Raw genomic sequence first — 11,545 nt, forward strand, 5'->3', positions numbered from 1 at the left:
CTCGCTACCGGGAACGCTCGGGACAACTTCTCCTTGCCGAGGGCTCTCCCTGAGCACTCGCAGCAAGATCTTGAAGCGTGTGCCGCCCGGGACTTCTATGAGTCGGTCCAGCGGTTCGGGTGACCGGAGGGATCTGTGGTGAGCCAGGTTCCGTCGCCAAGGGGCTGGATGTCGTAGGGATTGGCAGAGTGCGCGTCGAACTCAGTGCGGACTTGGCCCGAGCGCACATCGACGCGGTAGTGACGGAACCACTCCTGCTCGTCCTCGGTTTCGCCGACGAGGGTGACGATGGCAGTGTCCGGACTCAGGTACCCGCCACTCCATTCCACGTAGACCTCATCCGGGTCCTGTCCGAAGGCGTCGACGGAGAGGGTGAACGTCACCTCGCCGTCGGGGTAGGTGTGGATGGCGATGTCGGCCTGGTCGTGGTGAACGGTCATGAAGTGGTGTCCGTCGGGCGACAGGCCGATGAGGCAACGGTCGCTCCAGGGATAGCAGAAGAGGTCCATCCGGCCCCCGGTCAGCGACGCACGGTAGATGACCGAGCCGTCCTGCCCTTCGCCCACGTCGAGGAGGACCTGATCACTCGTCGGGTGCCGCAGTTGCTGTCCGCCGTGCCCGACGGTCTGGAGATCCGCCTGCGCGATGACCGTTCCGGCCTCGGCGTCCAAGGCGACCCACTGGTCGGGGCGGTTACGGCCGGCCATGGCGTCAGGCCGGTAGACCCACACCACACGGTCGTCCCACGACAGCACGCAGCTGGGCCGGTGTCCGTATTGCTGATCCGACTGTGGCTCGAACTGCGACCGCCAGACCTCGGCCCCGTCCGCCGTCACGCAGACGGCCGCGTTGAGGGTCGTGTAGTAGGCGCGCCGAAGACCGGCGGCAACGGTGTGGTCAACGACGTCGTCCTCGGGAGCCGGCCGAAAGACCATCGCGGGCGACAGCACGCCCCTGGCATCGGCAGCCAGGTCATAGGCGCAGATGTGCCCGTCAACGAGCCGCGTGATGAGCTGCAGGGAGCGCGGGGATTGAACCATGCGTCGGAGGTTAGCGTCCGAGCGGATCTTCGTTCCGGTGACCCTGTCCGGCTCCCGCCTGTCGCTCAATTGATGCTGTCCTACGCCGGTTTCTGCGCCACCAGGTATGCGCGGGCCAGCTTTTCCTCGCCGAGGGGTTCCCTGAGGACCCGGAGGATTACCTGGAAGCCGGCCTTGGTGAGAGGCTCGGCAACTGCCTCCGGGGCGCGCAACCAGTAGTCCAGGGAGATCTTGTGGCCGAAGCGTTCGTCCAGGTGCATGTGGGTGCCGCCGGGCTCGTACTGGAAGCCGATCAGGGCGTGGGCGCCGGGGGCCAGGGTGCGGTGGAACTCTGCGAACGCCGTCGGGAGGTGGTCGTCCGGGACGTGGATGATCGAGTACAGCGCGGTGATGCCGCCCAGGGTTTCCGACGGCAGGTCGAGCGACGTCATCGAGCCCACGTGGAAGCGGAGGTCCGGGTGGGCTCTGCGGGCCAGTTCCACCATCTTCGGGGAGACGTCCACGCCGAAGACCCGGACGCCGAGGTCGTGGAGCGCCGCGGTCACGTGTCCCGGGCCGCTGCCGATGTCGGCCACCGGGCCCTTGCTCTGCTCCTTCACCAACTCCGCGAAGCCGGTGATCTGGGCTCTGTCCAGCGTGGGGATGCCGGCCCAGTCGGAGAACTGCTCGGTGTAGGGCGCGGCGATCGTGTCGTACGCGGTTCGGGTGGCCCGTATGAAGTCGGGGATCTCGGCGTTCACTCGCTGCACCCTAGCGGGGGGTCTCGGGGCGGCGGGTGGGAAGTTACGGAGCGCCGCGTGGAGTTTGCCTGGTGGTCAGCGGGCGCCAGGGCGCGGGGACTTGAGGGCTTCGAGGAAGGCGGTGAAGGTGTGGGGCGGGAAGGTGAGGTTGGCACCGGCCGGGGTCTTGGAGTCGCGGACGGCTATGTGAGTGGGTGAGTTTGTTATCTCGACGCAGGAGTCGCCGTCGCCGGGACCGGAGTAGGACGACTTCTTCCACTGGGTCGGGATGGTCATGCCGGTCACCGGGCGCCAGGGCGCGGGGACTTGAGGGCTTCGAGGAAGGCGGTGAAGGTGTGGGGCGGGAAGGTGAGGGTGGCCCTGGTCGGGGCTTTGGAGTCGCGTACGGCTATGTAGGAGCACAGGTCCGCCACTTCCACGCAATCGTTGCCCTCACCTCCACCTGAGAAGGACGACTTCTTCCACAGGGTCAGGGCGGTCATGACGGTCCTCACAGTTCCTTGGTCAACTGGTGGATGAGGTCACGAGACTGCTCCGGAGGGAGTGACCCCTCCGTCACCTTACGGAAGAGCTTTCGAAAGTGCTCCAGTTGAGCCTCGGAGTCCAAGAAGGCCGTTCCGTGCGGGGCATCGCGAACCACAGTGTCCAGCTGGGGGACCGCTCCGCCCAGGTGCACCAGGGCGCTTCCGGCCCCCGCGAAGTCGTCCAGAGCGAAGGGGATGACTCGAACGGTGACGTGGTCGGCTTCGGAGATATCCAAGATTCGGGTCAACTGGGTCCGCATCGCGGTACGCCCCGCCACTTTGATGCGAAGTGCCGCCTCGTGGATCACGGTGTCGTACGGCAGCGGAGAGGGGCCTTCGATGACGACCTTCCGCTTCATCCGGTGATCTACGCGGAGATCCACCTCGCTGTCGGGAAACTCCGGGTTCATGTAGGCGAAGAGGGCCCGGGCGTAGTCCTCCGTCTGGAACAGTCCAGGCACGTGGATGACTGCCACGTCGTGGCGAAATGTGGCGTGGTGATCCAGCTCGGCGAGGTCCAGGTAGGCGGCGGGAAGGGCCCCTCGGTACTCCTCCCACCAGCCCTGGGTACGGTCGGTCGCCATCACCACTAGTGCCTCGACCAGCTCGGCGTCGGCACACGTGTAATTTGCCGCGATCCGACGTAGGCGCTTCTCGCTGACTCCGGCTAGTCCGTACTCGATCTGGCTGATCTGTGCGGTGCTCACTCCGAGCAGGTCCGCTGCCTGGCGGTTCGTCAGTCCTGCTGCTTCGCGGAGCCTTCGGAGTTCGAGCGCCAGGCGCAACTGACGTGCGGTCGGTTCGCGCCTCAGCGCCATCGCCTACTCCTCCCAATGCGCCTGGCGGCGCGGCTCGTTCGGATTCAGATTACGGGATCGGCTTGCGAAACCTAAACGCTAATCCCTACTGTCGGTGATGCAACGCACACTCTGCGGAAGTGCACTGCTTCGTCCTGTCGTGACGGTTGCGGCGATGCCACCGCGTGCTCATCCCGTACCAACGCCCGAACTGGAGTTGAACCATGCCCGAAAACGCCCCCTGGGAGTACACCCTGTACATCCCGAACGACGTCCGAGCCGTCACCGTCGCCCGCCGCACCCTCCGGCTCATCCTCACGATGCACGGCCTGATCCGCCTGACCGACACCGCCGAGCTCCTCGCGGCCGAGCTGGTCTCCAATGCCGTACGCCATACGAAGGGGCCGGCCGCACTGCGGGTGCGCTGGTCGGTCGGCGTGCTGCGGATCGGGGCGTGGGATGCGGACCCTGGGCCTCCTGAGCCGCCCGGTGAGCTGAGCGCCATGGGAGAGGTGGAGGAGGGGCGGGGGCTCGCGTTGGTCAAGGCCTGTGCCGATCTGTGGGGCTGGCAGCCGTTGGCCCGGCACGGCAACCGGGGGAAGTTCGTGTGGTGTGAGCTGGGCGCGGCTTGAGAGGTGACCGTGGGGCCGCCCGCTTCTTTCGGTGCCGATGACCCTCCGGGCCACCCGTGACACGGCTCACTCCAGCACGGGGCCGGGTGGGCGAGGCCCGAGGTCGGCTGCGTCGCGGCGCGCGGTCGTGGTTCGCGTGCACGCCGGGTGGTGTGGCGGCGAGTGGATGGGGAACCGGGGTGGGGATGGACACGGTTCCCTTAAGTGCAAAGGGTGACCGCAAGCACAGGCGGCGACCTCCATCGCCCTCAGCCCTGGCTCGCGGCAGTCGCACGCTGCCTGCCCGTCGTCCACGACGGTCCCCACCACCGTCGATCACCCGACGTGGCCCGGCCGCACCTCGCCGTGATGGCCCGGACCGGCTCCAACCTCATCCCGATCCTGTTTCGACAGATGAAACAGAACCACCGGACGCGAGCCCGGCATGGTATGTGTGGGAAAGGTGGTTCCTACCCATCTCAAATCACATCCATGCGTCGAGCGGCCAGATTTTCTTCCCACGGCGGGTTGAAGTTTTGTTGATCGCGGGTCGGTTGGTCGCCCCGGCGTCCTACCCTTTAGAGGGTGAAGCAACTGATGTCACTGGAGTCCGAGGTCGATCTGCCCGGGGAAGCCGTGCTTCCCGGCGTGCTGAGCGACGCGCTGCACGCCGAACTGGTCCACTTCCGGCGCGACTTGCACATGCACCCGGAGCTCGGCAATCAGGAGTTCCGAACCACCGCGGCGATCAAGGAGCGGCTGGAGCGCGCCGGGCTGAAGCCCCGGGTGCTCGCCGTGGGGACCGGTCTCGTCTGTGACATCGGGGAGTGGGACGGCGAAAAGCCCATGCTCGCCCTGCGCGCCGACATCGACGGCCTGCCCATCCCGGACATGAAGACCGAGTGCTCGTACCGGTCGACCGTGCCCGATCGGGCGCATGCCTGTGGACACGATGTGCACACGACCGTCGTGCTCGGCGCCGGACTCGTCCTCGCCGACCTGCACCAGCGGGGGCTGCTGCCGCGGCCCGTGCGGCTGATCTTCCAGCCCGCCGAGGAAGTGCTGCCCGGCGGTGCCGCCGACGCCATCGAGTGCGGGGTGCTGGAGGGCGTCGGCAAGATGCTCGCCGTGCACTGCGACCCGCGGGTCGACGCCGGGAAGATCGGGCTCCGGACCGGTGCGATCACCTCCGCGTGCGACCGGCTGGAGATCTCCCTCGACGGGCCCGGCGGGCACACCGCCCGGCCGCACCTCACCACCGACCTCGTCACCGCCGCCGCCCGCGTCGTCACCGACGTGCCCGCCCTCGTCGGGCGACGGGTCGACACGCGGGCCGGGCTCGCCGTGACCTGGGGGCGGATCGAGTCGGGGCACGCCCCGAACGTCATCCCGCAGCACGCCGAGCTCTCCGGGACCGTGCGCTGCCTCGACCTCGACACCTGGCAGCAGGCCCCGGACATCGTGGTCGCCGCGATCGACGAGGTCGCCAATCTGTACGGGGCCAAGTCCGAGATCAACTACGTACGGGGCGTGCCGCCCGTCGTCAACGACGGGGACGTCACCGAGCTGATCCGCGAGGCCATGACCGCCCGGCGCGGCGCCGACTCCGTCGAGAGCACCGAGCAGAGCCTCGGCGGCGAGGACTTCTCCTGGTACCTGCAGCGCGTCCCCGGCGCCATGGCCCGCCTCGGGGTCCGCACGCCGGGCGAGCGGACCGTACGCGACCTCCACCAGGGCGACTTCGACGCCGACGAGTCCGCCATCACCGTAGGCGTGGAGATGTTCACGGCGGCGGCCCTGCTGGATGCCGCACAGTGACCCGAGCGTGACGGAACGGTCCCTCGGGGCCGTTCCGCTGGCTGGCGCAACACGGTTGTAAGCCAATCGTGCGCACATCGAAATCCCGGTGTGCGAAGCCCGAAGAGCCTGAGTTCAGACGCTGTTTGCCTCGAATCGATAACGGCTTCGGAAGAGGTCTGTTTCCGACATCTACGCGCGTTACGATGCCGCGAAGCCAACGCCGCAGGGGCGTACAGGCCCGGGCACTGGCATGGTGCTCACATGAAGCGCCGACAAGGCGCTCAGGTCAGGTGAAGGAGCCTCCCGTGCGCCGGGTAGCCAAGCTTTCCGCTGCGTGTATCGCCACCGCAGCTCTCGCACTGACTGCCACAGCCTGTGGCAGCACCTCCTCCGAGGACGACAGCTCCTCGTCCGCCTCCGCCGGCAGCGGCAAGGGCGGTATCAAGATCGGTCTCGCCTACGACGTCGGCGGCCGTGGTGACCGTTCCTTCAACGACTCCGCCGCGCGCGGTGCCGACAAGGCCGAGAAGGAGTTCGGCGGCTCCATCAAGGAGCTCACCGCCAAGAGCTCCGACACGGAGGCCGACCGCGAGCAGCGCCTGACCGACCTCGCCGACGCCGGCTACAACCCGATCGTCGCCATCGGCTTCTCCTACGCCACCTCGGTCGACAAGGTCGCTGCCAAGTACCCGAAGGTCAACTTCGGCCTTATCGACGCGGTCGCGAAGGCCAAGAACGTCGACAGCATCACCTTCACCGAGGAGCAGGGTTCCTACCTGGCCGGTGTCGCCGCGGCGCTGAAGACCAAGAAGAACCACGTCGGCTTCATCGGCGGCGTGGACACCCCGCTGATCAAGAAGTTCGAGGCGGGCTACGCCCAGGGCGTCAAGGACACCAACCCCAAGGCCAAGGTCGACGTCCAGTACCTGACCCACGGCTCGGACTTCTCCGGTTTCGCCAGCCCCGACAAGGGCAAGGAGGCCGCGTCCGGCATGCTCGACGCCGGCGCCGACGTGATCTACGCCGCGGCCGGCTCCTCCGGCAACGGCTCGATCGAGGCCGTCTCCGGCGTCAAGGGCGCCTGGGCCATCGGCGTGGACTCGGACCAGTACAACATCGCGGGTCTGAGCAAGTACAAGAACTCGATCCTCACCTCGATGGTCAAGAACGTCGACGTCGGCGTCTACGACTTCATCAAGTCCGTCCACGACGGCAAGCCGCTGACCGGCAACCAGATCTACTCGCTCGAGAAGAGCGGCGTCGGCCTGGCCACCAGCGGTGGCTTCATCGACGACATCCAGCCGCAGCTGGACGCCGCGAAGAAGAAGATCGTCGACGGCACCGTCAAGGTCAAGACCAGCTGACCTGACGGTTCCCGCCGGAACCCGGGCTCGGCGAAGGGGCCTCGACAACCCCCTCGCCGAGCCATAACAATGTGGCGACTCTACGCGTGTAGCACGGAGTAGCCGCGCCAAGGCCCGTCCGGCGGATCAGGCCGGCACCAAGCAGCGGTACCTTGTCTGCGCACGTGCCCCCGTGACACCGGCATGGTCCCCCGGACAGGCCCCAGCGTCGCCGACGCCTGCCCTCCCCTACGCAGCCCCTTTTCCCCGAGGAGAGTGCGCCATCAACGCGTCCAGCCCTCCCGCTGCCGTCGAACTGCGCGGCATCACCAAGCGATTCCCCGGCGTCGTCGCCAACAAGGACATCGACATCACCGTCCGCACGGGCACCGTGCACGCCCTGTGCGGTGAGAACGGTGCCGGCAAGTCCACCCTGATGAAGATCCTCTACGGCATGCAGCAGCCGGACGAGGGCACCATCACGGTGAACGGCGAGACGGTCAACTTCCACACCCCCGCCGACGCCATCGCCCGTGGCATCGGCATGGTGCACCAGCACTTCATGCTCGCCGACAACCTCACCGTCCTGGAGAACGTCGTCCTGGGCGCGGAGAAGCTGTACGGCATCGGCGCCAAGGCCCGCGCGAAGATCAGGGAGATCTCCGACGCGTACAGCCTGAACGTCCGGCCGGATGTGCTGCTCGAGGAGCTCGGCGTCGCCGACCGCCAGCGCGTGGAGATCCTCAAGGTCCTCTACCGCGGCGCCAAGACCCTGATCCTCGACGAGCCCACCGCCGTCCTCGTCCCGCAGGAGGTCGACGCCCTCTTCGCCAACCTGCGCGAGCTCAAGGCCGAGGGCCTCACCGTCATCTTCATCTCGCACAAGCTCGGCGAGGTCCTGTCGGTGGCCGACGAGATCACCGTCATCCGGCGCGGCACCACCGTCGGCACGGTCGAGCCCGCCGGTACGACCCCCAAGCAGCTCGCCGAGCTGATGGTGGGCAGCGAACTGCCCACGCCGGAGACCGAGGAGTCCACGGTCACCGACGTCCCGCTGCTGAAGCTGGACGGCCTGCGCCTGGCCCAGACCGACCTCGACGGCATCGAGCGGATCATCCTCGACGACATCTCCTTCACCATCCACAAGGGCGAGGTCCTCGGGATCGCCGGCGTGGAGGGCAACGGCCAGTCCGAACTGGTCGAGGCCATCATGGGCATCCGCGACCCCGACTCCGGCACGGTCACCCTCGACGGCACCGACATCTCCCACCTTGCCACCCGCCACCGCCGCGAGGCCGGCGTCGGCTACATCCCCGAGGACCGCCACCGCCACGGCCTGCTCCTCGAGGCACCGCTGTGGGAGAACCGCATCCTCGGCCACGTCACCGAGAAGCCCAACTCCCGCGGCCAGCTGCTCGACATCAAGGCCGCCCGCACGGACACCGAGCGCATCATCACGGCGTACGACGTCCGCACCCCCGGCATCGACGTCACCGCCGCCTCTCTGTCCGGCGGCAACCAGCAGAAGCTGATCGTCGGCCGCGAGATGAGCCACGCGCCCAAGCTGCTCATCGCCGCCCACCCCACCCGCGGTGTGGACGTCGGCGCGCAGGCCGCGATCTGGGACCACATCCGCGAGGCCCGCCGCGAGGGCCTGGCCGTGCTGCTGATCTCCGCCGACCTGGACGAGCTCATCGGCCTGTCCGACACCCTGCGGGTGATGTACCGCGGCCGACTGGTCGCCGACGCCGACCCCGCCACCATCACCCCCGAGGAGCTGGGCTCCGCCATGACCGGTGCCGCCACCGGCCACCTGGAGCACGCAGCGGACTCCGCAGCGGACCACGAGGACGACGCCCGATGAACAAGCTGACCCAACGCATCGACAGGGAGCGGCTGCTCCTCGGCATCGCGGCCCCGCTGCTCGCGGTCGTCGCGGCGCTCGTCGTCACCACCCTGGTGATCCTCGCGACCGGCAAGAACCCGGGCGCCGCCTTCAGCGACATGCTGACCTACGGCTCCGCCAGCGACAGCCAGGTCTACATCCTCAACAAGGCGACGACGTACTACCTCGCGGGTGTCGCGGTGGCCATCGGCTTCCGCATGAACCTGTTCAACATCGGCGTCGACGGCCAGTACCGCATCGCCGCGTTCTTCGCCGCCGTCCTCGGCGGCGCGCTGACCACGCCCGGCTGGATCTCCATCCCGCTGATCATCCTGTGCGCCATGGGCACCGGCGCCGTGTGGGCGGGCATCGCGGGCATCCTCAAGGTGACCCGCGGCGTCAGCGAGGTCATCTCGACGATCATGCTCAACGCGATCGCCACCGCGATCATCGCCTACCTGCTCCAGCCCGGAAAGCTCGCCGAACTCCAGGCCGGCGGCACGGTCGTCTCCACCAAGCCGCTGCCGTCGTCCTCGTACTTCTTCCAGATCGACACCGGCGCCGCGGGCGTGCTGTGGGGCTTCATCGTCATCGCCGTGCTCGTCGGCATCGCGTACTGGTTCGTCCTCGGCCGCACCCGCTTCGGCTTCGACCTGCGCACCGTCGGCCAGTCCGAGAGCGCCGCCGCCGCGAGCGGTGTCTCGGTGAAGAAGATGATCGCCACCAGCATGCTCATCTCGGGCGCGGTGGCCGGCCTGATCGGCATGCCGACCCTGCTCAACGACAGCCACCAGTTCAGCAACGACTTCCCCGTAGGCATCGGCTTCACCGGTATCGCCATCGCCCTGCTCGGCCGCAACAACCCGGTCGGCATCGCGCTGGGCGCGCTGCTGTGGGGCTTCCTCGAGCGCACCACCAACCACCTGGAGTTCGAGGGCTACGACAAGGAGATCCTCGGCGTGATCCAGGGCGTCATCGTCCTGTCCGTCGTCATCGCCTACGAAGTCGTACGCCGTTACGGGCTCAAGCGCCAGCAGCAGCGGGTCGGCGCCGAGCTCGCCGCCCAGGCCGCAGCCCCGACCCAGAAGCAGGAGGTGGCGTGATGACTGCCACGACGACCCACACGCCGCCCCCCGCGGCACCCAAGGCGGACACCGCCACCCGGTCGGGCCGCTCCCTCGGCCAGATCCTCATGATCGTCGCCGGTGCGCTGCTGCTCGTCGCCGCGGTCCGCGTCATCTCCGGCTCCGACCAGCTCACCTCCGAGGGCCAGGTCTCGGCGGCGCTCAGTCTCGCCGTGCCGATCGGCCTCGCTGGCCTCGCCGGTCTGTGGTCCGAGCGGTCCGGCGTGGTCAACATCGGCCTCGAGGGCATGATGATCCTCGGCACCTTCGGCGCCGGCTGGATCGGCTGGCAGTCCAGCCCCTGGCTCGGCCTGCTGTGCGGCGTCGGCTTCGGCGTCGTGGGCGGTCTGCTGCACGCGGTCGCGACCGTCACCTTCGGCGTTGACCACATCGTCTCCGGTGTCGCGATCAACCTCCTCGCGCTCGGCACCACCCAGTACCTCGCCAAGCTCTTCTTCGTGGAAGGCAAGGCGGAGGAAGCGGGCGGCAACCCCAAGCAGTCCCCGCCCGTGGATACTCTGCCCAGCTTCGACGTCCCGGGCCTCTCCAGCGGGCTGCACTCCGTCGAGAACCATCACTGGTTCCTGATCTCCGACATCGCGGGCATCCTCGGCGGCCTGTTCACCAACCTGTCCATCGTGACGGTCCTGGCGTTCGCGCTGTTCGTCGGCAGCTGGTGGCTGCTGTGGCGCACCGCGTTCGGCCTGCGGCTGCGCTCCTGCGGCGAGAACCCGATCGCCGCCGAGTCCCTCGGCGTCAACGTCTACAAGTACAAGTACATGGCCGTGGCGATCTCCGGCGGCCTCGCCGGCCTCGGCGGCGCCTTCCTGGCGCTGGTCACCTCGCACACCTACCTGGAGGGCCAGACCGGAGGCCGCGGCTACATCGGCCTCGCCGCCATGATCTTCGGCAACTGGCGGCCCGGCGGACTCGCCATGGGCGCGGGCCTGTTCGGCTACTCCGACGCGCTCCAGCTGCGCAACGGCGGCGAGACCGTCCACGCGCTGCTGCTCCTGCTGTTCGTGCTGCTCCTGGCGATGGCCGGCTGGAAGCTGTACAAGAAGGCGCACTGGCAGGGCGGCATCAGCCTCATGGTGGCCGCGGGCGTCCTGGTCTGGTACCTGGTCACCGACGAGGTCCCGAGCGACTTCGTGGGCGCCACCCCGTACGTCGTCACGCTGCTGGTGCTGTCGCTGTCCGCGCAGCGCCTGCGGATGCCCAAGGCGGACGGCATGCGCTACCGGAAGGGCCAGGGCAAGTGACCGCGCGGTCCGACGTCGACTGGGAGTCGCTGCGCGAGCGGGCCCGGGACGCCATGTCCCGGGCGTACGCCCCCTACTCCGGCTACCCGGTCGGCGTGGCCGCCCTGGTCGACGACGGCCGTACCGTCACCGGCTGCAACGTCGAGAACGCCTCCTACGGCCTCGGCCTGTGCGCCGAGTGCGGTCTGGTCTCGGAGCTGCAGAACACCGGCGGCGGCCGCCTCACGCACTTCACGTGCGTGGACGGCCGGGGCGAGATCCTCGTCCCCTGCGGCCGCTGCCGTCAGCTGCTGTACGAGTTCGGCGGCCCGGACCTGCTCCTGGAGACCCCGGCGGGCATCCTGCCGCTGTCGGAGATGCTGCCGCAGGCCTTCGGGCCGGGCCATCTCACCAAGTAATTCCCGGAAGGAAAGCCCTGC

Annotated in this window: 12 protein-coding genes; 7 read left to right on the top strand and 5 right to left on the bottom strand. The window is 68.3% G+C overall.

The window, feature by feature from the left end:
* Positions 1-95: 95 nt before the first annotated feature.
* The 5 genes from ACZ39I_RS12495 to ACZ39I_RS12515 form a co-directional block, all read right to left on the bottom strand.
* Entirely contained in the window at positions 96-1,109 is a 1,014-nt protein-coding gene (locus ACZ39I_RS12495; protein WP_467244489.1) for a hypothetical protein, read from the bottom strand.
* Between the two features lie 11 nt (positions 1,110-1,120).
* Positions 1,121-1,780 carry a class I SAM-dependent methyltransferase gene (locus ACZ39I_RS12500; protein WP_467244490.1) on the bottom strand — a complete coding sequence of 220 codons (660 nt, stop codon included), beginning with the start codon at positions 1,778-1,780 and terminating at the stop codon, positions 1,121-1,123.
* Positions 1,781-1,855: 75 nt separating this feature from the next.
* A complete protein-coding gene (locus tag ACZ39I_RS12505) occupies positions 1,856-2,056 on the bottom strand; it encodes a DUF397 domain-containing protein (RefSeq protein ID WP_467244491.1) in 201 nt (66 codons plus the stop codon).
* Between the two features lie 5 nt (positions 2,057-2,061).
* Complete coding sequence (locus ACZ39I_RS12510; RefSeq protein ID WP_467244492.1) at positions 2,062-2,262, bottom strand: DUF397 domain-containing protein; 201 nt, start codon at positions 2,260-2,262, stop codon at positions 2,062-2,064.
* Between the two features lie 8 nt (positions 2,263-2,270).
* Positions 2,271-3,122 carry a helix-turn-helix domain-containing protein gene (locus ACZ39I_RS12515; RefSeq protein ID WP_467244493.1) on the bottom strand — a complete coding sequence of 284 codons (852 nt, stop codon included), beginning with the start codon at positions 3,120-3,122 and terminating at the stop codon, positions 2,271-2,273.
* A gap of 203 nt (positions 3,123-3,325) precedes the next feature.
* On the opposite strand from ACZ39I_RS12515, the gene ACZ39I_RS12520 reads away from it, so the two are divergent.
* From ACZ39I_RS12520 to ACZ39I_RS12550, 7 genes are all read left to right on the top strand, one after another.
* The gene (locus ACZ39I_RS12520) at positions 3,326-3,733 is read left to right on the top strand and encodes an ATP-binding protein (RefSeq protein WP_467244494.1); all 408 of its coding nucleotides are present in this window, start codon (positions 3,326-3,328) and stop codon (positions 3,731-3,733) included.
* Positions 3,734-4,309: 576 nt separating this feature from the next.
* Positions 4,310-5,530, top strand: coding sequence for a M20 family metallopeptidase (locus ACZ39I_RS12525; RefSeq protein WP_467245097.1), 1,221 nt, complete (start codon positions 4,310-4,312; stop codon positions 5,528-5,530).
* A 287-nt stretch (positions 5,531-5,817) separates the two neighbouring features.
* Positions 5,818-6,876 carry a BMP family lipoprotein gene (locus ACZ39I_RS12530; RefSeq protein WP_467244495.1) on the top strand — a complete coding sequence of 353 codons (1,059 nt, stop codon included), beginning with the start codon at positions 5,818-5,820 and terminating at the stop codon, positions 6,874-6,876.
* 295 nt (positions 6,877-7,171) lie between these two features.
* Entirely contained in the window at positions 7,172-8,719 is a 1,548-nt protein-coding gene (locus ACZ39I_RS12535; RefSeq protein WP_467245098.1) for an ABC transporter ATP-binding protein, read from the top strand.
* Positions 8,716-9,843 carry an ABC transporter permease gene (locus ACZ39I_RS12540; RefSeq protein WP_467244496.1) on the top strand — a complete coding sequence of 376 codons (1,128 nt, stop codon included), beginning with the start codon at positions 8,716-8,718 and terminating at the stop codon, positions 9,841-9,843. Before ACZ39I_RS12535 ends, ACZ39I_RS12540 begins: the two co-directional genes overlap by 4 nt.
* Complete coding sequence (locus tag ACZ39I_RS12545; RefSeq protein ID WP_467244497.1) at positions 9,843-11,126, top strand: ABC transporter permease; 1,284 nt, start codon at positions 9,843-9,845, stop codon at positions 11,124-11,126. Before ACZ39I_RS12540 ends, ACZ39I_RS12545 begins: the two co-directional genes overlap by 1 nt.
* Complete coding sequence (locus tag ACZ39I_RS12550; protein ID WP_451477762.1) at positions 11,123-11,524, top strand: cytidine deaminase; 402 nt, start codon at positions 11,123-11,125, stop codon at positions 11,522-11,524. Before ACZ39I_RS12545 ends, ACZ39I_RS12550 begins: the two co-directional genes overlap by 4 nt.
* The last annotated feature ends 21 nt before the right edge of the window (positions 11,525-11,545 follow it).

This window comes from Streptomyces sp. NPDC024687 (assembly GCF_055559055.1).